General features: G+C 73.4%; 20 protein-coding genes. 17 read left to right on the forward strand and 3 right to left on the reverse strand.

Features of this window, described 5'->3' with window-relative positions:
* Positions 1-130: 130 nt before the first annotated feature.
* On the reverse strand, positions 131-976 hold the full coding sequence (locus TR42_RS08785; RefSeq protein WP_042215005.1) for a biotin--[acetyl-CoA-carboxylase] ligase: 846 nt from the start codon (positions 974-976) through the stop codon (positions 131-133).
* A gap of 49 nt (positions 977-1,025) precedes the next feature.
* Between TR42_RS08785 and TR42_RS08790 the strand changes: the two genes are divergently transcribed.
* Genes TR42_RS08790 through TR42_RS08825 form a run of 8 tightly spaced genes read left to right on the forward strand, consistent with a single transcriptional unit; the run spans position 1,026 to position 6,833 of the window.
* On the forward strand, positions 1,026-2,606 hold the full coding sequence (locus tag TR42_RS08790; RefSeq protein WP_042215007.1) for an acyl-CoA carboxylase subunit beta: 1,581 nt from the start codon (positions 1,026-1,028) through the stop codon (positions 2,604-2,606).
* On the forward strand, positions 2,603-2,845 hold the full coding sequence (locus TR42_RS08795; RefSeq protein WP_042215009.1) for an acyl-CoA carboxylase epsilon subunit: 243 nt from the start codon (positions 2,603-2,605) through the stop codon (positions 2,843-2,845). Before TR42_RS08790 ends, TR42_RS08795 begins: the two co-directional genes overlap by 4 nt.
* On the forward strand, positions 2,842-3,474 hold the full coding sequence (locus TR42_RS08800; protein ID WP_052405877.1) for a SanA/YdcF family protein: 633 nt from the start codon (positions 2,842-2,844) through the stop codon (positions 3,472-3,474). Before TR42_RS08795 ends, TR42_RS08800 begins: the two co-directional genes overlap by 4 nt.
* 7 nt (positions 3,475-3,481) lie before the next feature.
* On the forward strand, positions 3,482-4,093 hold the full coding sequence (locus tag TR42_RS08805) for a SanA/YdcF family protein (RefSeq protein WP_042215010.1): 612 nt from the start codon (positions 3,482-3,484) through the stop codon (positions 4,091-4,093).
* A 45-nt stretch (positions 4,094-4,138) separates the two neighbouring features.
* The gene (locus TR42_RS14625; protein WP_042215012.1) at positions 4,139-4,489 is read left to right on the forward strand and encodes a hypothetical protein; all 351 of its coding nucleotides are present in this window, start codon (positions 4,139-4,141) and stop codon (positions 4,487-4,489) included.
* Between the two features lie 33 nt (positions 4,490-4,522).
* Complete coding sequence (locus TR42_RS08815; protein WP_042215014.1) at positions 4,523-4,744, forward strand: FeoA family protein; 222 nt, start codon at positions 4,523-4,525, stop codon at positions 4,742-4,744.
* Positions 4,741-6,624, forward strand: coding sequence for a ferrous iron transporter B (gene feoB / locus TR42_RS08820; RefSeq protein ID WP_042215016.1), 1,884 nt, complete (start codon positions 4,741-4,743; stop codon positions 6,622-6,624). The genes TR42_RS08815 and feoB overlap by 4 nt, the downstream gene beginning before the upstream one ends.
* Positions 6,621-6,833, forward strand: a complete 213-nt coding sequence (locus tag TR42_RS08825; RefSeq protein ID WP_042215018.1) for a hypothetical protein — start codon at positions 6,621-6,623, stop codon at positions 6,831-6,833. The genes feoB and TR42_RS08825 overlap by 4 nt, the downstream gene beginning before the upstream one ends.
* 4 nt (positions 6,834-6,837) lie before the next feature.
* On the opposite strand, the gene TR42_RS08830 is transcribed toward TR42_RS08825, so the two are convergent.
* A complete protein-coding gene (locus TR42_RS08830) occupies positions 6,838-7,287 on the reverse strand; it encodes a MarR family winged helix-turn-helix transcriptional regulator (protein WP_081953271.1) in 450 nt (149 codons plus the stop codon).
* A 300-nt stretch (positions 7,288-7,587) separates the two neighbouring features.
* On the opposite strand from TR42_RS08830, the gene TR42_RS08835 reads away from it, so the two are divergent.
* The 7 genes from TR42_RS08835 (at position 7,588) to efeB (ending at position 17,573) form a co-directional block, all read left to right on the forward strand.
* A complete protein-coding gene (locus TR42_RS08835; protein WP_042215020.1) occupies positions 7,588-8,226 on the forward strand; it encodes a Maf family protein in 639 nt (212 codons plus the stop codon).
* Between the two features lie 117 nt (positions 8,227-8,343).
* Positions 8,344-10,209, forward strand: a complete 1,866-nt coding sequence (locus tag TR42_RS08840) for an ABC transporter ATP-binding protein (protein WP_143058926.1) — start codon at positions 8,344-8,346, stop codon at positions 10,207-10,209.
* Positions 10,206-11,993, forward strand: a complete 1,788-nt coding sequence (locus tag TR42_RS08845; protein ID WP_042215023.1) for an ABC transporter ATP-binding protein — start codon at positions 10,206-10,208, stop codon at positions 11,991-11,993. Before TR42_RS08840 ends, TR42_RS08845 begins: the two co-directional genes overlap by 4 nt.
* Positions 11,994-12,181: 188 nt before the next feature.
* Entirely contained in the window at positions 12,182-13,969 is a 1,788-nt protein-coding gene (locus TR42_RS08850; RefSeq protein WP_042215024.1) for an acetyl/propionyl/methylcrotonyl-CoA carboxylase subunit alpha, read from the forward strand.
* Between the two features lie 177 nt (positions 13,970-14,146).
* Positions 14,147-15,010, forward strand: coding sequence for an iron uptake transporter permease EfeU (gene efeU, locus TR42_RS08855; RefSeq protein WP_042215026.1), 864 nt, complete (start codon positions 14,147-14,149; stop codon positions 15,008-15,010).
* A gap of 45 nt (positions 15,011-15,055) precedes the next feature.
* Positions 15,056-16,219, forward strand: a complete 1,164-nt coding sequence (gene efeO, locus TR42_RS08860; protein ID WP_042215027.1) for an iron uptake system protein EfeO — start codon at positions 15,056-15,058, stop codon at positions 16,217-16,219.
* A 10-nt stretch (positions 16,220-16,229) separates the two neighbouring features.
* Positions 16,230-17,573, forward strand: a complete 1,344-nt coding sequence (gene efeB / locus TR42_RS08865; RefSeq protein WP_042215029.1) for an iron uptake transporter deferrochelatase/peroxidase subunit — start codon at positions 16,230-16,232, stop codon at positions 17,571-17,573.
* A 119-nt stretch (positions 17,574-17,692) separates the two neighbouring features.
* Here the strand turns inward: efeB and TR42_RS08870 are convergent, their stop codons facing one another.
* Positions 17,693-19,078: an NAD(P)H-quinone dehydrogenase gene (locus TR42_RS08870; protein ID WP_042215031.1), complete on the reverse strand. Its 1,386-nt coding sequence runs from the start codon at positions 19,076-19,078 to the stop codon at positions 17,693-17,695.
* A gap of 71 nt (positions 19,079-19,149) precedes the next feature.
* Between TR42_RS08870 and TR42_RS08875 the strand changes: the two genes are divergently transcribed.
* Together TR42_RS08875 and TR42_RS08880 are read left to right on the forward strand one after the other, a co-directional pair.
* A complete protein-coding gene (locus TR42_RS08875) occupies positions 19,150-19,947 on the forward strand; it encodes a purine-nucleoside phosphorylase (RefSeq protein WP_042215032.1) in 798 nt (265 codons plus the stop codon).
* Positions 19,947-21,653, forward strand: a complete 1,707-nt coding sequence (locus TR42_RS08880; protein ID WP_042215034.1) for a phospho-sugar mutase — start codon at positions 19,947-19,949, stop codon at positions 21,651-21,653. The genes TR42_RS08875 and TR42_RS08880 overlap by 1 nt, the downstream gene beginning before the upstream one ends.
* Positions 21,654-21,783 lie beyond the last annotated feature (130 nt).

Here is a 21,783-nt window from a genome sequence, read left to right on the forward strand (position 1 = left end):
CCCATGGCGCGCATCCAGACAACTAGAGCCACCGTGAGCGCCCCATTCGCGTGGGGGGCGGTGGCGCGGGCGCGTGGGGTGGGCTTGCGCGAGCGGTGTGGGGTGGCGCGCGGGGCCCGGCGGGGCAGGGTCAGCCGCGGCGGACTCGGACGTCGCCCGCCATCACCACGCGCTCGTCGCCGGAGACGGTGCGCACCACGAGCGCCCCGGCCTCGGTCAACGCGACCGCGCGGCCCGCCACGGGCGCCGCGCCGGGCACGTCGACCGCGACGTCCCAACCGAGGGTCGCGGTGACCTTCTCGACCTCCGCACGGGGATGTGCGCCTGCGTCCCACAGCGCCACCGCGCCGCGCAGCTCGCCCGCGAGCGCCCGCATGAGCGCGACGCGGTCCAGCCCGGTCGCACCCAGGGATGCGAGCGATGCCGCATGCGGCACGGGGAGCTCGCCCGTGGACTGCGAGACGTTGATGCCGATCCCGGCGACGATCGCCTCCTGACCCGGCACCGTCTCGCACAGGATGCCGACGGCCTTGCGCCAGCGCCCCCAGCCGGGGATCTCGCGCGCGCCGGCCTCGACGACCACGTCGTTGGGCCACTTGAGCCATGCGCCCACGCCCAGGCCGCGCAGCGCACGGACCGTCGCGAGGCCCACCACCAGGGGCGCCCAGCCGTAGTCCTCGCGGGCCACGTGCGTGGGACGCAGCACGAACGACACCGTGAGCGCCGCGCCGCGCGGCGTCACCCACTCGCGCCCCGCCCGCCCGCGGCCCGCCGTCTGGTGGTCCGCGACCAGGGCGGACAGATGCGGCCAGCCCTCGGGATCGCCCGCAGCGAGCGAGAGCAGCCGCGTGTTGGTCGACGGCGACGAGGGCACCACCATGAGGCGCGAGAGCGTGCCCGGCAGGAGCGAGGACAGGGACGCCTCGGTGAGCGGACGGCGCGACGATGCGACGGCGTCGGCTCCTGGCGTGGTCACCGGGCTAGGCTATCGGCCAGTCCTACCCCCGAGGAGAACAGTGTCACCCATGAGGCCCGCGAAGACCACGGCGTCCGCGCTCGAGGACCTGCGCAAGAAGGTCGACGCCGCCGTCACCGCTCCCGAGGCGACCGCCCAGGAGAAGCAGCACGCGCGCGGCAAGAAGACCGCCCGCGAGCGCGTCGAGCAGCTGCTCGACGAGGGCTCGTTCACCGAGCTCGACCGGCTCTCGCGGCACCGCAGCCGCAACTTCGGCCTGGACCGCAACCGCCCGTACGGCGACGGCGTCGTCACCGGCTACGGCACCATCGACGGCCGCCAGGTGGCCGTCTACAGCCAGGACTTCACGGTCTTCGGCGGCTCGCTCGGCGAGGTGCACGGACAGAAGATCGCCAAGATCCAGGACTTCGCGCTGCGCACGGGCGTGCCGCTCATCGGCATCTCGGACGGCGGCGGCGCGCGCATCCAGGAGGGCGTCGCGGCGCTCACGCAGTTCGCCGAGATCTTCCGCCGCAACGTCGCGGCCTCGGGCGTGATCCCGCAGATCTCGATCATCCTCGGCCCCTCGGCCGGCGGCGCGGTCTACTCCCCCGCCCTCACCGACTTCATCGTGATGGCCGACGGCACCTCGCAGATGTTCATCACCGGCCCGGACGTCATCAAGTCCGTCACGGGCGAGCAGGTGACGTTCGAGGAGCTCGGCGGCGGCCAGGCGCACAACGCCAAGTCGGGCGTCGCGCACTACCTCGCCCAGGACGAGGACGATGCGCTCGAGTACGTCCAGCACCTCCTCCAGTTCCTGCCGCAGAACAACCTCACCGACGCGCCCACGTGGGACGCCGAGGCGGACCTCGAGCCCACCGACTCGGATCTCGCGCTCGACACGCTGGTTCCCGACAGCGACAACCAGCCCTACGACATGAACGCGCTCATCGAGGCGATCGTCGACGACGGCGAGTTCCTCGAGATCCAGCCGCTGTTCGCGCCCAACGTCGTGGTCGGCTTCGGCCACGTCGAGGGCCACTCGGTGGGCATCGTCGCCAACCAGCCGATGCAGATGGCGGGCACGCTCGACATCAACGCTTCCGAGAAGGCCGCGCGTTTCGTGCGCACCTGCGACGCGTTCAACATCCCGATCATCACGCTCGTCGACGTCCCCGGCTTCCTTCCGGGCGTGGCACAGGAGCACCAGGGCATCATCCGCCGCGGCGCGAAGCTCATCTACGCGTACGCCGAGGCGACCGTCCCGCTCGTCACGGTCATCACGCGCAAGGCCTACGGCGGCGCCTACATCGTCATGGCCTCGAAGCAGCTCGGCGCGGACGTCAACCTCGCCTGGCCCACCGCGCAGATCGCGGTCATGGGCGCCGGCGGCGCGGTCAACATCCTCCACCGCCGCACGCTCGCGGACGTCGAGGCCAAGGGCGGCGACGTCGAGGGCGAGCGCCAGGCGCTGGTCGAGGACTACGAGGACCGCATCGTCAACCCGTACGACGCGGCCGACCGCGGCTACGTCGACGCGGTGATCGAGCCGTCGGAGACCCGCGCACAGATCGTCAAGGCGCTGCGGGCGCTGCGCACCAAGCGCTCCGCCCTGCCGCCCAAGAAGCACGGGAACATCCCGCTGTGACCCCCGACGAGCCCGTCGACGCGACGGCCGGCCTCCGCGTGGTCCGCGGCACGCCGGACGATGCGGAGCTCGCCGCGCTCGTCGCGGCGGCCACGGCGGTGGCCGCGGCGGGCGACGGCGCGGAGGACCCTGCGAGCCCGCGCTCCGCATGGATGGACCGCTCGCGCACGCTGCGCGGCGACCACGGACCGCTCCCGCTGGGCCGCGGCGACGCGGCCTGGCGCCACTCCCTGCGGTGACGCGCGGACGGGCGCGCATCGACGCGCGGCACCGGTGGAAGGTCGCGGCGCTCGTGGCCGTGCCGGTGCTGGTCGCGCTGCCGTGGACCGTGGTGACGGCGCAGACCTCGGAGGCGGTGCGTCCCGCAGCCTCGGAGGGCTTCGCGCACGCCGAGGCGGCGCTGGTGCTGGGCGCGGGCGTGCGCGCCGACGGCTCGCCGTCGCCCTACCTCCTCGACCGTGTCTCGGTCGCGGTCGACCTGTACGAGCAGGGCCTGGTGGACGCCTTGCTCATGAGCGGCGACGGCGAGGACTCGTCGGGATTCGGCGAGACGACGGTGATGCGAGGCCTCGCCGAGTCCATGGGCGTCCCCGCCGAGGCGATCATCGAGGACCCGCAGGGGCTCGACACCTACTCGTCGTGCGTGCGGGCGCGCGAGGTCTACGGACTGGCCTCCGTCATCGTCTCCACGCAGCAGTTCCATCAGGCGCGCGCGGTGTGGCTGTGCGCGCAGATCGGTCTCGACGCGCAGGGGGCGTACCCGGCCCCGACCGCGACCCGCCATACCTTCCTCGGACACGTGCGCGAGGTGCCCGCGGTCGCGAAGGCGATGGTCGACCTCGCACGCGGCCGGACGCCCGCGGGATGATCGGACGATGACCCGCCTCCTTCCGCTCGCCGGCGCGGCCCTCGCGGGCCTCGTCGCGCCGCAGGCCTACGCGCGGCTCGCGGCCGCGGGCCGCATGCACCGCGTGGACGCGGAGGGCTTCCGCCCCGCGGACGCGGCCCTGGTGCTGGGCGCCCGCGTGTGGCCCGACGGCCGCCCGTCGCGCGCGTTGCGGCAGCGGGTCGAGACGGGGGCGGCGCTCTACCACCGCGGCCTGGTCCCCCGGCTGGTGCTCACGGGCGCCGCCGACAACAGGGAGGGGCTCGACGAGACCGAGGCCATGGAACGCACCGCGCTCGCGCTCGGCGTACCCGCCGAGGCGCTGGTGCGCGACGGCTCGGGGCATGACACGCGGGCGTCCGCCCGCAACGCGCGCGACGCGCTCGGACTCTCGAGCGTGATCGTGTGCACGCAGGAGTTCCACGTGCCCCGCGCGATGTGGCTGTGCCGCAGCGTCGGGCTCGACACGCAGGGGGCGTTCCCGCCGATCCTCTCGCATCCCGACACCCGCTTCGGCTACGTCCGTGAGATCCCCGCCACCTGGAAGGCGGCGCTCGAGATCGCCCGCGACGCGATCGCGCCGCACGACGCGCCGCGCTGACCCGCTCGCCTCGCGGCCGCCGCCCTCGCGCGCGACCATGGAGGCATGCCTTCGCGATGGTCCCTCGCCTCGGAGGACTCGTTCCTGTCGATCGCCAGCCGCGGCTCGACGCTGTCGATCCTGTCCGTCGGGAGCTTCGCCTCGATCGGCTCGATCGGCTCCGCGTTCTCGGCCTTCAGCATCGCGAGCACGGCGAGCCTCGGATCCGCCATGTCCTTCGCGTCCCGCGGATCCGTGATGGCCTCGCGCGCCGCTGGCGAGGTCCAGGGCAAGGCGCGCCCGGGCTCGTCGGGCCGCTGGGTGCTCGCGCAGGCGGTGCTCGTGGGCACGCTCGCGGCGGTCGCGGTGGTGGGCGTCGCCTCCGCCGGACGCGCGAACCCAGGCCCTAGGACTTAGGCAAGCCTTCCCTCACGCAAATACGATCGAGGGGTGCTGCTCGACTCGCTCGCCCCCGGCGCCATCGTCCGTATCCGCTCCGTCAGCGCGGAGGCGTCGATCGCGCTCCGCCTGCGCGAGATGGGCCTGCGGCCCGGCACCCTCATCCGGCTCGCGGGACGGGCCGCCTCGGGCGCGCGCGTCGTCGCGGTCGGCGCCGCGCGCATCGCCGTCGACCGGGAGACCTCGGGACTGATCGAGGTGGAGCCGGCGTGACCGCGCCCACGCGCACCGCCTCCGTCCTGCTGGTCGGCAACCCCAACGTCGGCAAGTCGACGCTCTTCAACCACCTCACGGGCGCCCGTCAGCGCGTGGTCAACGCCCCCGGCACCACGATCGGGCTCGCCGAGGGGACCTGGCGCGCGGGAGCGGTGGACGTCACGCTCATCGACCTGCCGGGCACGTACTCGCTCATCGCCCGCTCCCCCGACGAGCAGGTCGCCGCGGATGCGATCGCCGCCGAGGAGCACGACCTCGCCGTCGTGGTGCTCGACGCCACCGCGCTGAGCCGCTCGCTCTACATCCTCGGGCAGGTGGCGCGCGCGGGACGGCCCGTGGTCGCAGCGCTCACCATGACCGACCTCGCCGCCGCACGCGGCCTCTGTCCGGATGCCGAGGCGCTCGCCGAGGCGCTGGGCGTGCCCGTGGTCGAGCTCAACGGCCGTACCGGCGCGGGTGCGGCGACGCTCTCCGGCGCCGTCGAGGAGGCGCTGCGCACCTGCCCGCGCGTCGACGGCATCGTGCCCCGTCCGCCGGACCACCAGCTGGGCGACGAGCTCGCCCATGCGCAGCAGCTGTTCGACTGGATCGAGTCCGTCGCCGACCGCACGCTCGCCGCCGAGGAGCCCCGCGAGACCCTGTCCGACCGCCTCGACCGCGTGCTGCTCAACCCCTGGGCGGGCGTTCCCGCGTTCCTCGCCGTCGTCTGGACGGTCTTCCAGCTCACGACGTCCGTGGCGGCGCCGCTCATGGACGCCGCAGCCGCGCTCGTCGACGGACCCGTCACCGGCGGCGTCACCGCAGTGCTCGGCTCGGTGGGCGCCCCGGCGTGGCTCGAGTCCTTCGCGATCGGCGGGCTCGTCGCGGGCGTGGGCGCGGTGGTGTCCTTCATCCCGCTCATGGCGATCATGTTCGCGTGCGTCACGGTGCTGGAGTCGAGCGGCTACCTCGCCCGCGTCGCGATCGTCGCGGACCGGGCGATGCGCGCGATCGGCCTGGACGGGCGCGCGATGCTTCCGCTGATCGTGGGCTTCGGCTGCAACGTGCCCGCCCTGTCGGCCACCGCGGTGCTCCCCCACGCGCGCCAGCGCCTGCTCACCGGGCTCATGGTGCCGCTCACCTCGTGCACCGCCCGCCTCACGGTGTACCTGCTGCTCGCGCAGACGTTCTTCCCCGCGCACGCCGGCACCGTGGTGTTCGCGATGTACCTCGTGTCGATCGCGCTCGTGGTGCTGTTCGGACTGCTCGCGCGGCGCACCGCGCTGCGCGACGTGCGGCCCGAGCCGCTCGTCATCGCGCTGCCGGACTATCAGCTGCCGCACCTGCGCACGCTCGCGCTGGGGGTGTGGGCGCGCGTGGTCTCCTTCGTCCGCAAGGCGGGCACCGTCATCATGATCGCGGTCGCGCTGCTGTGGGTCCTGCAGGCGATCCCGGTGCGCGGCGGTCACGATCTCGCGGATGTCCCGGTCGAGGACTCCGTGTACGGCGTCACCGCCTCCGCGCTCGCCCCGACCCTCGCGCCGATGGGCCTCGACGACTGGCACATCGCCGCGTCGCTGGTGTCGGGCGTCGCGGCCAAGGAGGTCACGGTCGGCGCGCTCGCGCAGTCGTACGCGCTCGAGGATCCGGGCGACGGCTCGACCGCGACGCTCGCCGCTCAGGTGCGCGCGACCGTCGAGCAGACCTCCGGCGGCTCTCCCGGTGCCGCCGGCCTCGCCTTCATGGTCTTCGTCCTGGGATACCTCCCGTGCATGGCCACCCTCGCGGAGCAGCGCCGCCTCTACGGCTGGCGCTGGACCGCCGGCGCGGCCGGAGCGCAGCTCGCGCTCACGTACGCCCTCGCGACGCTGGTCTTCCAGGTGGGGCGGCTGCTGTGAGCGGGGTCTTCGGCGCGGTGATGGAGCGCCTCGCGGCGGGCGAGAGCCCCCGCGCGGCGGCGCGCACGCTCGGCATCCCCGCCGACCTCGCCGAGACCGTCGCCGCCGAGGCGGAACGGTTCGGGCTCGTCATCCGCGCGGGCGCGGCGTGCGGGACGTGCACGCCCGGCGCCGCCTCCGCATGCGCGGGGTGCCCGTTCGCGCGGTGACGGATCAGACGGCGGCGCGGGCAGGCACGAGGCCCGCGGTCATGGTGTCGAGCGCGCCGCGGATCTGCGCGAGCTGCGCGTCGTCGAGCGCCTCGAGCTGCGAGCGGCGCTGAACCCGCGCGGTACCCACCACCTCCGCCGCGAGCTCGCGGCCCGCGGGCGTGAGCGACAGGCGCCGGATGCGACGGTCGTCGGGGTCCTCGTGGCGGTCGAAGATGCCGCGCTGCACCATGCGCTGGACGATCCCGGTCGCGACGGACGGGTGGACGCCCACAGCCTCGGCGAGGTCCGTCGTGGTGCATGCGTCCTCGGCGTAGAGGATCACGAGCGCGCGGAACTGATGCAGCGTCAGGCCCATGTGCGCGACGGTCTCCGCGAGCGACGGCACCGACTTCCTCAAGAACACGACCAACGAATCACATGCCGCTTCGAGCAGCTCCTCACGCTCGCTCATGACACGACCCCCCTCTGCTTGCCCCCCGGAGCACCCACTATAGCCGCGTTATACAGGCGCTTCGCGTCACCGCTTCACGGGTCTCCGATATTCCGATATCGCCAACTATCCATGTGTACAGCAGGAACGATGCGCCCGCATCTCCAAGCCCTCGGCACGCCGTCTCCCGGCTCGCCCTCGCCCTCGCCCTCGCCCTCGCCCTCGCCCTGGCCCTCGGGGACATGGGTGCAGGATCCGCGAGCGATCCGGCACCCAGGTCCCGCTGGGGCGCTGCCGCGCGGGACGGATAGGCTCGCAGCCATGCCTGTCCCCCTCCTGCTCGCCTCGCAGTCCCCCGCCCGCCTCGCCACGCTCCGCTCGGCGGGTGTCGAACCCGACGTGATCGTGAGCGACGTCGACGAGGACGCCGCGCTCGACGCGGCCCGCGCGGCGGCGACAGCCGCAGGCGCCACCCTCACCCCGGCCGATGCCGTCCTTGCGCTCGCGCGCGCCAAGGCCGAGCACGTGGTCGCGGAGTACGAGTGCGAGGCGCTCGTGCTCGGCTGCGACTCGATGCTCGAGCTCGACGGCGAGATCCTCGGCAAGCCCGCGGACGCGCCGACCGCGATCGAGCGGTGGCGCGCGATGCGCGGCCGCACCGGGGTGCTGCACACCGGCCACTGGCTCGTTGACGACCGCGACGGCGGCACCGGCGGCACCCTGGGCGCGACCTCCTCGACCGTGGTGCGCTTCGCGGACCTCACCGACGCCGAGATCGAGGCGTACGTCGCCACCGGTGAACCCCTCAAGGTCGCCGGCGCCTTCACCGTCGACGGCCTGGGCGGCCCGTACGTCGAGGCGATCGAGGGCGACTACCACGGCGTGGTCGGCGTGAGCCTGCCCCTGCTGCGTCATCTGCTCGCGGATCTCGAGATCGCCTTCCACGAGCTGCGCGCCTGAACTTTCCACCTGGAACCCCCTGACAGCCAGGGGCATCCGGGTTAGCGTCGAGGGATGGGCGCGGGGGTGGGCCCGGAACTCTCCCGGGTGCGCTGGATTCAGGCGTGGCGTCGGCTCGTGACGGCACGCTGGCGGGTCGCGCGCTTCACGCGGCACGGCAACCGCCCCGCCGCGGCGGCAATGCTCGCCCTCAACGTGGTCCTGGGTCTGCTTCCCGCGGTCTTCATCGTCGCCACCTCCGTGCTGATCGGCCGGGTCCCGGCGGCCGTCCGCGACGGGCTGGACTCCGCCGCGTGGGACTCGCTCGTCACCGCCTTCGCGGTCGCCGGCGCCGCCCTGCTGACGATGCAGGCGCTCTCCCCCGTCGAGCAGGCGCTGTTCTCCGTGGTGAGGCAGAGCGTCGACGCGACGATGCGCGACCGCCTGATGGAGCGGACGCTCGCCGCGTCGGGCATGGCGGCCATGGAGGACCAACGCGTGCTCGACGCGCTCGCGCGGGCCACGTCCGACCTCGACAAGGAGGACGAGGGCCCGGGCGCCGGAGCGGCCGCGTCGATCGCGGTGGTGCGCAACTGGACCGCGCTGCTGTCGATGGCGACGCTCGCCGGCGTGGCAGCCGGCTGGTGGGCGGGCGCGGGCGTGGCCCTCGTCGCCGGCGCGCTGCGCTGGCGGCAGCGACGCCAGATGCGGGTCGCGGAGGCCGCGTTCACGGCGGCCGCGCGCGACCTGCGCGGCTGGGAGTACTTCCGGGACCTCTCCACGGGGGCGGCGGTCGCCAAGGAGACGCGCGTGTTCGGGCTCACCTCGTGGCTGGCCGACCGCACGAGCGCGTTCTACGCCGCCTACACGGTCCCCCTGCAGCGCATCTACGAGGACACGCAGCGACGCGAGGCGTTCGCGGCGCTGGCCTCCGGCATCGCGATCCTCGGCACGGTCGCGGCCGTCGTCGGCGCGCAGGCCGCCGCGGGCGCGCTCAGCCTGACCGCGTTCGCGCTGTTCCTCCAGGCCGCCGCGGCCGCCATCCCGCTCGGCGACTTCTGGGGCCGCCCGGACATCGGCTCCCAGTCGGGCCTGCGGCACCACCGGGCGATCACCGATCTCGACAACGCCCTCGCCTCGCACCGGGCACCCGCCGCAACGGAGCCCACGACGGCGCTCGCGCCCGACGCGCCCTCGCGCTCGCTCGACCTGGTGGGCCTCCGCTTCCGCTACCCGGGGTCCGAGGAACTGGTCCTCGACGGCCTCGACCTCACCCTGCAGGCCGGACGGACCACGGCGATCGTCGGCGTCAACGGGGCGGGCAAGACCACCCTCGTCAAGCTCCTCGGACGACTCTACGAGCCTACGGCCGGCCGCATCGAGGTCGACGGGGTCGACGTCTCGACCGTGGACATCGCGGCGTGGCGCCGGCACCTGTCCGTCGTGTTCCAGGACTTCCTGCGCTACGAGCTGAGCGTGCGCGAGAACATCGCCGCCGGCTTCCCGAAGGCGCCTGTGGACGATGCGGTGGTCGCGCAGGTGGCGCACGAGGCGGGCGTCCTCGACGCCCTGCGGGAGCGCGGGCTCGGCCTCGACACGCCGCTCGCGCGCGTCTACACCGGCGGGACCGACCTCTCGGGCGGGCAATGGCAGCGGATCGCGATCGCCCGGTCGCTGTACGCGCTGCACCACGGCGCCCGGGTGCTGGTGCTCGACGAACCCACCTCGGCGCTCGACGTCCGGGCCGAGGCACAGTTCTTCGACCGCTTCGTCGACCTCACCCGCGGTGCCACCACGGTGCTGATCTCGCACCGCTTCTCCTCGGTGCGGCGCGCCGACGACATCGTGGTGCTGGACCGCGGGCGCGTCCGGGAGCGCGGCTCGCACGGGGCGCTCATGGCGGCCGGCGGAGAGTACGCCCGGCTCTTCGGCCTCCAGGCCGCGCGCTTCCGCGCCGGGCTCGACGCCGAGGGCGCGCCGCGGCCGACGGAGGAGGACCGATGAGGGAGCTCGTGACCGGCATCGCGCGGCTCGCGGCGGTCGCATACCGCGCGCGCCCCGCGCGATTCGTGCTGGTCATCACCCTCGCGATCGTCCGCGCGATCTCGGGACCGGGCGCCGCGATCGCCGCGGGTGCGGCGACCGACGCCGCCGTCGCTGGCGACGGGACGCGCGCCGCCTGGGCGGGGGCCCTGCTCGTCGCCTCCGGGGTCACCTATGCGGTGCTCGGCCAGATCAACTTCCTCATGGGGCTCGACCTGTCGCGGAGCGTCTTCGAGCGGCTGCAGCGCGACGTCATCGAGGCGACGAACGGCTCGGACGGGATCGCGCACCACGAGCGCCCCGACTACGCGGACCGGCTGCGCGTGCTCACCACCGACCTGGAGTTCTTCCAGTACTTCGCCATGGAGCACGTGTTCTCCTCGGTGCGGGTCGTCGTCGGCGGCGCCGTGGCGCTCGCCGCGCTGACAGCCGTGTCGCCGTGGCTGCTGCTGCTTCCCCTCGCAGGGGCACTGCCCGTGTGGGCGGGCCGGCGAGCCGAGAGCGTCATGGGGCGCGCCCGCGAGCGGGCCGCGCAGGACGCCAGGCGCGCCACCCACCTGCTCGGCCTCGCCACGGCCCCCGGACCGGCGAAGGAGATCCGCCTCACCCGGATGGGGGCGCGGATCCGCGAGCTCCACGCGAGCTCGTACCGCCGCGCGAGCTCCACCGTGGTGCGCGGCGAGCTCGCCTCGGGCACGCTGCAGGGCCTGGCGCTGCTGCTCTTCGGCGCCGCGTTCATCGGCTCGGCCCTGTTCGTGGTGCGCAGCGCGGTCGCGGGCGACGCGAGCGTCGGCGACGTGGTCCTGGTCATCACGCTGGCCTCGCAGATCGTGGCGCAGCTCGCGGAGGCGCAGTTCCTCGCGAACTCGCTGCAGCGGATCGCCGCCTTCATGGAGCGCCTCGAGTGGGCGCGCTCGCTCGTCGCCTCGCGTGCGATCGAAGCACCGCTGGCGGCGCCCGAGTCGCTCGCCGACGGCATCAGGTTCACCGACGTGCGGTTCACCTACCCCGGGACGGACGCGCCGGTGCTCGACGGCGTCGACCTCCACCTGCCCGCCGGCGGCGTGGTCGCGATCGTCGGCGAGAACGGCGCGGGCAAGAGCACGCTCGTCAAGCTCCTGTGCCGTTTCTACGAGCCCACGCACGGCGTGGTGCGGGTCGACGGGACGGATCTCGCGCGCATCCCGGTCCCCGAGTGGCGCTCACGGCTCACCGCCGGATTCCAGGACTTCTGCCGCCTGGAGACGACCGCACGCCACACGGTGGGGCTCGGGGATCTCGACCGCCGCGACGACGACGACGCTGTGCTCGCGGCGCTCGAGCGCGCCGCGTCGACGGTGATCCTCGATCGCCTGCCCGACGGCCTCGACACCCACGTGGGCAAGTCCTACACCGAGGGCACCGAGCTGTCGGGCGGCCAGTGGCAGAAGCTCGCGCTCGGGCGGGCGATGATGCGCGACGCGCCCCTGGTGATGCTGCTCGACGAGCCCACCTCCGCGCTCGACGCCGAGGCCGAGCATCGGCTGTTCGAGCGCTACGCGGCCTCCGCCTCGAGGGTCGCGCGCACCACCGGGGCGATCACGGTGCTCGTCTCCCACCGCTTCTCCACGGTCCGGATGGCGGACCTGATCCTGGTGGTCGACGACGGTCGGATCCGCGAGGCCGGTTCCCATGAGGAGCTGATGGAGGTGCCCGGCGGGCTGTACGCGGAGCTGTTCGCACTGCAGGCCGCGCAGTACTCGTGAGCAGGTCCGTCGCTCCCCCGCCTTTGTAGGCCCGGCACAACCTACGGCGCCGTAATCACGCATCGACCCACGAAGCGTTGTCGGAATCCGACAAAGCCGCGCGGGCACGGTTATCGCGCGGCACAGACTTAGGTCCCGGCCCCGCCGCGTGCACCGGGACCCCGACACCCCCGCGCTACGGTTTCGGGGTGACCGCCTTCTCCTCCGTCCTCATCGCGAACCGCGGCGAGATCGCCGTCCGCATCATCCGCGCCTGCGCGGATGCCGGACTGCGCTCGATCGCCGTCTACGCGGACCCCGACCGCGACGCCCCGCACGTCGCCCTCGCGGACGAGGCGTACGCGCTCGGCGGCTCGACCGCCCGCGAGACGTACCTCGACATCGAGAAGATCATCGATGCGGCCCGCCGCTCGGGCGCGGAGTCGGTGCACCCCGGCTACGGCTTCCTCGCGGAGAACTCCGACTTCGCCCGCGCGGTCATCGACGCGGGCCTCACCTGGATCGGCCCGTCGCCCGAGGCGATCGACGGCCTCGGCGACAAGGTCAGCGCGCGCCACATCGCGCAGCGCGCCGGCGCGCCCCTGGTGCCCGGCACGCCGGACCCCGTCGAGACGGCCGACGAGGTGGTCGCCTTCGCACAGGAGCACGGCCTCCCGGTGGCGATCAAGGCGGCCTTCGGCGGCGGCGGTCGCGGACTCAAGGTCGCGCGCACCCTCGAGGAGATCCCCGAGCTCTTCGACTCCGCGACCCGCGAGGCCGTCGCGGCCTTCGGCCGCGGCGAGTGCTTCGTCGAGCGGTTCCTCGACCGGCCGCGCCACGTCGAGACGCAGTGCCTCGCGGATGCGCACGGCAACGTCCGCGTGGTGTCCACGCGCGACTGCTCGCTGCAGCGTCGCCACCAGAAGCTGGTCGAGGAGGCGCCCGCGCCCTTCCTCACCGACGCCCAGAACGCGCGCCTCGTCGAGGCCTCCGAGGCGATCCTCACGGAGGCCGGCTACCAGGGCGCCGGCACGTGCGAGTTCCTTGTCGGCGTCGACGGCACCATCAGCTTCCTCGAGGTCAACACGCGTCTCCAGGTCGAGCACCCCGTGACCGAGGAGGTCACCGGCGTCGACCTGGTGCTCGAGCAGTTCCGGATCGCGGCGGGCGGGTCCATCGCGGACCTGGCACCCGAGACCCGCGGCCACTCGATCGAGTTCCGCATCAACGGCGAGGATCCCGCGAACGGCTTCATGCCCGCACCGGGCCGCCTCACCACGCTGCGCTTCCCGTCCGGTCCGGGCGTGAGGATCGACGCCGGCGTCGCGCAGGGCGACACCGTGTCGGGCAACTTCGACTCGATGATCGCCAAGGTCATCGTCACCGGAGCGACGCGCGATCAGGCGCTCGCCCGCGCCCGCCGCGCGCTCGCCGAGATGGCGGTCGAGGGGATCCCGACCGTGCTGCCCTTCCACCGCGCCGTGCTCGACTCGCCCGCGTACACGGCGGTCGACGGCTTCGGCGTCTACACCACCTGGATCGAGTCCGAGTTCGCGGAGACCCTCGCGACGCTCGCGCCGGCGCCCACCGCGGCACCGGCGCCGCACGAGGACGACGAGCCCGAGCACGTCGAGCGCGTCGTGGTCGAGGTGGGCGGCAAGCGCCTCGAGGTGGTCCTGCCCGCCTCGCTCGCGCAGGCCGGGCGCGCCAACGCACGCAAGGCGGGCAGGCGGCCGATGCGGCGGTCCACCAACGGGGCCGCGCGCGGCTCCAGCAACGGCACCACGCTGAGCTCGCCCATGCAGGGCACCATCGTCAAGGTCGCCGTCGAGGACGGCGCCGAGGTGGCCGAGGGCGACCTCGTGGTGGTGCTCGAGGCGATGAAGATGGAGCAGCCGCTCATCGCGCACCGCACCGGCGTGGTGCGCTCGCTCGCGGCAACCGTGGGCGCGGGCGTGTCCGCCGGCACCGCGATCTGCGACATCGTCGACGCCTGAGCCTTTTCTTACGGCTCCGCGGCGGCACGCCGGGGTCTTGACCAGGGGTTTCGCTGCGCCAGCGGGGAATTACGCAACAGCCGCGTTCTCTATATTTGACACCGCTCGCGGGGTGCCAATACGCTCACGTCAGCACGGGTAAGGCGCGCCTTACCGTCCCCCAACGGAAGGCACGCGATGCTCGCCAACTACCTCATCGGCCTGCGTGAGGGCCTCGAGGCCGCGCTCGTCGTGAGCATCCTGGTCGCCTACCTGGTCCGCACCGACCGCCGCGCGCTGCTGCGCCAGGTCTGGTTCGGCGTCGGGATCGCCGCGGGCCTGTCGATCGGCTTCGGCGCGCTCCTCACGCTCGGCCCGCAGGGCCTGAGCTTCGAGGCCCAGGAGGCCATCGGGGGCGGGCTCAGCATCGTCGCCGTGGGCCTCATCACCTGGATGATCTTCTGGATGGGTCGCAACGCCCGTCACCTCAAGGGCCACCTCGAGGGCGCGCTTGAGAACGCGATCGCCGTGGGCAAGGGCGCCATCATCGCGATGGCGCTGCTCGCCGTCGGACGCGAGGGCCTCGAGACCGCGCTGTTCCTGTGGGCGGGCATCACCGCCGCCGGGTCGACCTGGGTGCCGATCGTGGGCGCCTCGCTCGGCATCGCCACCGCGATCGGCCTCGGCTTCCTCATGTACCGCGGAGCGGTCAGGCTCAACCTCCGCGTGTTCTTCCAGTGGACGGGCGTGTTCCTCATCCTCGTCGCGGGCGGCGTGCTCGCATACGGCGTCCACGACCTCCAGGAGGCCGGCATCCTTCCGGGCCTCCACACCCTCGCGTTCGACATCTCGGGCGCGGTACCGGCCGGCTCGGTGCACGGCACGCTCCTCAAGGGCATCTTCAACATCTCTCCGCAGACCACGGTGCTCGAGGCCGTGGCGTGGGTCGCCTACGTGGTGCCCGTCATGTGGATCTTCGTGCAGATGGCGTTCCGCTCCGGACCGCCGCGCACCCGGCCCGCCGCCGCGACGTCCCGCGACCTCGCCGCCGCCGGCGCCTGACACCCGTCCCAGTACCCCGTTCCCCGACCCGCTGAAGGATCACCTATGCCCCGCCCTGCCCTCGCACGCCCCGCCGCCGCCTCCGGCGCCGTCCTCGCGGCGCTCGCGCTGACCGCGTGCGTCCCGAACGCCAGCGCCGACGATGCGACCATCGCGGTCGAGTCGACCGCCGACGAGTGCGCCGTCGCCACGACCGAGGCGCCCTCCGGCACCGTGGTGTTCGACGTCACCAACGCCGGCGACGACGTCACCGAGTTCTACCTGCTCGCCTCGGACGGCCTGCGCATCATCTCCGAGGTCGAGAACGTCGGACCGGGCATCACGCGCCAGCTGGTGGTCCAGGTGCCCGCGGGCGACTACATCACGGCCTGCAAGCCCGGCATGACCGGCGACGGCATCCAGGCGGCCTTCACCGTCACCGACTCGGGCGAGGACGTCTTCTCGGGCGACAACGCCGAGCGCCTCGCGGCCGCCGGCGAGCAGTACCTGCTCTACGTGCGCGACCAGATCCAGACGCTCGAGGACAAGACCGACGCGTTCCTCGCGGCCTACACCGCGGGCGACGACGACGAGGCCCGCGCGCTGTACGCCGACGCCCGCGTCCACTGGGAGCGCATCGAGCCCGTCGCGGAGTCCTTCGGCGACCTCGACCCGATGATGGACGCCCGCGAGGCGGACCTCGCCGAGGACGAGGAGTGGACCGGCTGGCACCGCATCGAGAAGAACCTGTGGCCGCCGGCGGAGGGCTACGACCTCACCGACGCCGAGAAGCAGGAGCTCGCGGACAAGCTCGCCGCCGACACCGCGGAGCTCGCCTCGCGCGTCAACGCCGAGGACTTCGTCATCGACGCCTTCCAGGTGGGCAACGGCGCGAAGGAGCTGCTCGACGAGGTCGCCGCCGGCAAGATCACCGGCGAGGAGGAGATCTGGTCGCACACCGACCTGTGGGACTTCCAGGCGAACGTCGACGGCGCCGCCGTGGCCTTCGGCGTCCTGCGCGACATCGTCGCCGAGTCCGACGCAGACCTGGTCGAGGAGCTCGACTCCCGCTTCTCCGAGCTGAACGAGCTCCTTGCGCAGTACGGCTCGATCGACGAGGGCTTCGTGCTCTACACGGAGCTGACCGAGGACCAGATCGTCGAGCTCGCACGCGCCGTCGACGCGCTCGGCGAGCCCCTGTCGCGCCTCACCGCGGCGGCCATCGCCTAGGGTTCACCGCATGACCGAGCAGGACCGCACGGACGCCCCCGCCACCTCGACCGAGGATGGCGGGGTCGCTCCCGCGCCCGCGGACGATGCGGCGGCCCGCTCGGGCCTGTCGCGCCGCGCGGCGCTGGGCACCGCGGGCGCGGTCGCGGGTGCGGCCGCCCTCACCGCCGGGGGCTTCGCCGCGGGACGCGCCACCGCGAGCCCGCTCCAGCAGAACGCGTACGACTTCTTCGGCGCCCACCAGTCGGGCATCGTCACGCCGCAGCAGGACCGCCTGCACTTCGCGGCCTTCGACATCACCACGGACTCCCGCGCGCGCGTGATCTCGCTGCTGCGCCGGTGGACCGAGGCCGCCGCGCGGCTCATGACCGGCTCCGAGCTCGGCTCGGGCGCCGCGGGCGGCGCCTACGCCGCTCCCCCGGACGACACCGGCGAGGCCCTCGGCCTGCCCGCCTCCGGGCTCACCATCACCTTCGGCTTCGGCCCCGGGCTCTTCGACGAGCGCTTCGGGCTCGCGTCCAAGCGCCCCGCGCAGCTCATCGACATGCCGAAGTTCTCCGGCGACACGCTCGACGAGCAATTCGTGGGCGGCGACCTCTGCATCCAGGCCTGCGCGGACGACCCGCAGGTCGCTGTCCACGCGATCCGCAACCTCTCGCGCCTCGCGTTCGGCGACGCCGCGATCCGCTGGGCGCAGCTCGGCTTCGGACGCACGTCCTCGACCACGCGCGCGCAGGACACGCCCCGCAACTTCATGGGCTTCAAGGACGGCACCGCGAACCTTCGCGCCGAGGACACCGACCTGGTCGACCGGTGGGTGTGGGCCGATGCGGCCGACGGCCAGGCGTGGATGGCAGGCGGCTCGTACCTGGTCGCGCGCCGCATCCGCATCCTCGCGGAGATCTGGGACCGCACGTCTCTCCAGCAGCAGGAGCAGGACGTGGGCCGCACCAAGGGCTCGGGCGCGCCGCTGTCCGGCGGCTCGGAGTTCACCGAGCCGGACTTCACCGTGACCGGCCGCGACGGGGAGCCGCTCATCCGCCCCACGTCGCACGTGGCCCTCGCGCACCCGTCGGCCAACGGCGGCGCGATGATGCTGCGGCGCGGCTACAACTTCACCGACGGCGCCGACGCGCTCGGCCGCCTCGACGCTGGGCTGTTCTTCCTCGCGTACGTGCGCGATCCCGCGACGCAGTTCGTGCCGGTCCAGAACGCGCTCTCGAGCGCCGACGTCATGACCATCGAGTACCTGCGCACCACCGGCTCCGCGCTGTTCGCGGTCCCGCCGGGCCTCCCCGCGGGCTCGGTGCTTGGCCCCGACGGTGCGTACATCGGCCAGGAGCTCTTCGCCTAGCCCTCTCCCCCGACTCCCAATGGCCGATGTGACGGGTGTGACCAACGGGACGGTTCGACCGTTCCCACGCATCGCATGAGCCACATGGCTCACCTCCACCATTGGGAATCGACGGGGGGCTACGCCTCGTCGGTGATGCGGTGCAGGCGTCGCGCGGCCTCCGAGATGGTGCCGGACAGCGACGGGTAGACGGTGAAGGCCGCAGCGACGTCGTCGACCGTGAGGTGGTGCGCGACCGCGAGCGACAGCGGGTAGATGTGCTCGCTCGCCCGCGGACCCACCACCACGGCCCCGAACACCTGGCCGGTGACGGTGTGGCCGAAGACCTTGACGAAGCCCTCGTCGATGCCCAGCATCTTCGCGCGCGGGTTGCCTGCGAGATCCAGCCGGGACACCTCGTAGAAGAGCCCGCGCTCCTTGAGCTCGGCCTCCGAGGCACCCACGGACGCGATCTCGGGCACGGTGAACACGTTCGACGCGACGGTGCGCAGGTCGATGGGGGTGACAGCGTCGCCCAGCGCGTGCGCCATCGCGATGCGGCCCTGGGTCGCGGCGACGCTCGCGAGCGGCAGCACGCCCGTGCAGTCGCCGGCCGCGTACACGCCGCGCGCCGTGGTGCGCGAGACCCGGTCCACGCGGATGAGGCCGCGCTCGTCGAGCTCGACGCCCGCCTCCTCGAGCCCGAGGTCCTCGGTGTTGGGCACCGAGCCGACCGCCATGAGCACGTGGCTGCCCTCGAGCACCCGCCCGTCCTCGAGGGTCACCCGGACCCCCGCATCGTCCCGCGCCACCGTAGCGGCGCGCCCGCCCACGAGGGACATGCCGCGGGAACGGAAGACCTCGGTGAGGTGCGCCGAGGCGTCGGGGTCCTCGCGGGAGAGCACCCGGTCGCCCGAGGCGACCAGCGTGACCTCGCTGCCGAGGAGCCGGTAGGCGCCGGCGAACTCCGCGCCGGTGACGCCGCTGCCGACCACGATGAGGTGCTCGGGGAGGTCCGTGAGGTCGTAGAGCTGCGTCCACGTGAGGATGCGCTCGCCGTCGGGCTCGCAGCCGGGGACGATGCGCGGGCGGGCGCCCACGGCGAGGAGCACGGCGTCGGCCTCGAGCACCTCCCCGTCCACCTCGACGCGCTGCGGTCCGGCGAGCCGGGCCCGGCCGTCGACCACGCGCACGCCGCTCGCCTCGAGGCGCGTGGCGATGTCGTCCGACTGCTTCCGCACGAGCCCCTTGATGCGCGCGTTGACCTGCGCCATGTCGATGGTGAGCGAGGACGTGAGCTCCGCGCCGTCGGGGCGCCGGATACCGAGCTCGGGGGCGCGGTGCGCGATGGTGAGCCACTCCGCTGTGGCGATGACGGTCTTGGAGGGGACGACGTCGGTGAGGACGGCGTTGCCGCCGAGGCCCTGACGCTCGACGAGCGTCACCTGGGCCCCGGCCTTGGCGGCCACCAGCGCCGCCTCATAGCCGCCCGGACCGCCGCCGACGATGACGACGCGTGGGGACATGACCCCATTCAACCGCACGGACGCCCGTGGTCGGCCGCGCCTCTCCGCCCGCCCGCGACTAGGCTCGACGCATGACTTCTGCCACCGAGTTCGCCGCCGAGGCGGCCGCCACCCTTGCCGCCGCGACGGGCGTCGAGAAGCACGACATCGCCCTGGTCCTGGGCTCCGGATGGGGCGGCGCCGCCGACCTCATCGGCGAGGAGACGGCACGCGTCGATGCCGCCGACATCCCCGGCTTCGACGCCCACGTGGTGCCGGGCCACCATCCCGTCTTCCGATCGCTCGTCGCCCCGACGGGCAAGCGCGTCCTGGTGCTGGGCGCACGCCAGCACTACTACCAGGTCCGCGACGCGGGCAAGGTCGCGCACGCGATCCGCATGGCCGCCGCAGCGGGCTGCACGCAGCTGGTGCTCACCAACGGCTGCGGGTCCACCCGCCCCGAGGTGGGCCCCGGCTCGGTGGTGCTGCTCGAGGACCACCTCAACCTCACCGGCCAGACCCCGCTCGAGGGCGCGACCTTCGTCGACATGAGCCAGGTGTACTCGAAGCGCCTGCGCGACCTCGCGCACACCATCGACCCCGAGCTGCCGGACGGCATCTACGCGCAGTTCACCGGCCCGCAGTACGAGACGCCCGCCGAGGTGCGCATGGCGGCGATCCTCGGGGCGAACCTCGTGGGCATGTCCACCGTGCTCGAGGCGATCGCGGCGCGCGAGGCGGGCCTCGAGGTGCTCGGGCTGTCGCTCGTCACCAACCTCGCGGCGGGCATCGGCGGCGACACGCTCGACCACCAGGAGGTGCTCGACGCGGGCGCCGCCGCCGGGCCGCGGATCTCCGCGCTGCTCGCCTCGATCGTCAGGGAGATGTGATGGAGGAGCTGCTCGCCAAGGCCGAGGCCTGGATCGAGGACGATCCCGACGGCGTCACCCGCGAGGAGCTCGCGGGCGTCCTCGAGGCGGCCGTCGGAGGGTCCGCCGACGCGCTCGCCGACCTGGAGGACCGTTTCCGCGGCTTCCTCGAGTTCGGCACCGCCGGGCTGCGCGGGCGCATCGGCGCCGGCCCGAACCGCATGAACCGCGCCGTGGTGATCCGCGCCGCCGCCGGCCTCGCGCGCTTCATGACCGACGCGCTCGCCGAGCTCGGCGCGCCCGGCCCCGGCCGCGTGGTCATCGGCTACGACGCGCGCCACGGCAGCCACGACTTCGCTCTCGACACCGCGGCGGTCATGACCGCGGCCGGTCACGAGGCGCTGCTCCTCCCCCGCACGCTCCCCACCCCGGTGCTCGCCTTCGCGACGCGCCTGCTCGATGCCGATGCGGGGGTCATGGTGACCGCCTCGCACAACCCGCCCCAGGACAACGGCTACAAGGTCTACCTGGGCGGACGCATCGTCACGGACGAGGGTCAGGGCGCGCAGATCGTGCCGCCGTACGACGCGGAGATCGCTGCGCGTATCGCGGCGATCAGGTCCGTCGAGTCGGTGCCGCGCGCCGCCGACGGCTGGCAGGTGCTCGGCGAGGGCGTGATCGACGACTACGTCGCGCGCGTCGCGACGCTCGGCGGCGACCTCGCGCCGGTCGCGGCGCGGCGCGCCGCCACGCGCATCGTCCTCACCCCGCTGCACGGCGTGGGCGGGGAGACCATCGAGCGCGTGCTGCGCTCCGCGGGCTTCACCGATCTCCACACGGTCGTCGAGCAGGCCGAGCCCGACCCCGACTTCCCCACCGTCGACTTCCCCAACCCCGAGGAGAAGGGCGCGATCGACCTCGCTCTCGCGCTCGCGTCCTCGGTCGAGGCGGACCTGGTGATCGCGAACGACCCGGACGCGGACCGCTGCGCGGTCGCGACGATGGTCGACGGCCGGTGGACGATGCTCCACGGCGACGTCGTCGGCTCGCTCCTGGGCGAGCGGGTCGCGTCGATGACCCCGGCAGGCTCGCACGTGCTCGCGAACTCGATCGTGTCCTCGCAGCAGCTGGGCGCGATCGCCTCCGCTCACGGCCTGGGCCATGCCAACACCCTCACGGGCTTCAAGTGGATCGGGCGCACCCCGCGCATGGTCTTCGGCTACGAGGAGGCGCTCGGCTACTGCGTCGCGCCCGAACTGGTGCGCGACAAGGACGGCATCTCGGCGGCGCTGCTCATGGCGGACTTCGTCTCGGAGCTCAAGGAGGCCGGGCGCTCGCTGTCCGACGCGATCGACGACCTCGCGCGCGCCTACGGCGTCTACCTGACGTCCCAGGTCTCGGCGCGCTACGCCGACCTCGCCGAGATCCCGGCCACCATGGCGCGGCTGATGGCCTCTCCCCCGGCGACGCTCGCGGGCTCGCCCGTGGTGGCGACCGACGACATGTCGCAGGGCTTCCGGGGCCTGCCTGGCACCACCGGGCTGCACCTCGCGGCGGAGTCCGGCGCGCGGGTCATCGTCCGGCCGTCAGGGACCGAGCCGAAGGTGAAGGCGTACCTGGAGGTCGTCGTGCCCGTGTCCGGCGACGATGTGGCGGGCGCGAAGGCCGCCGCCGCGGAGACCATGGAGGCGCTGCGCGCCGACGTGACGACGGCGCTCGGCATCTGAGCTCCACCGCTCCCGCCTGCCCCGCCTCCACGCCAAGTGGTAGGTGAGGGTCGCTTCTGCGAGGTTCCTCCATCGCAGCGGTAGGCCGTGTTCGGTCGCCGAGCCTGGGCGGTCCGGCCAGGGTCACCCG

The organism is Demequina mangrovi (genome assembly GCF_000759715.1).
Classification (GTDB): domain Bacteria; phylum Actinomycetota; class Actinomycetes; order Actinomycetales; family Demequinaceae; genus Demequina; species Demequina mangrovi.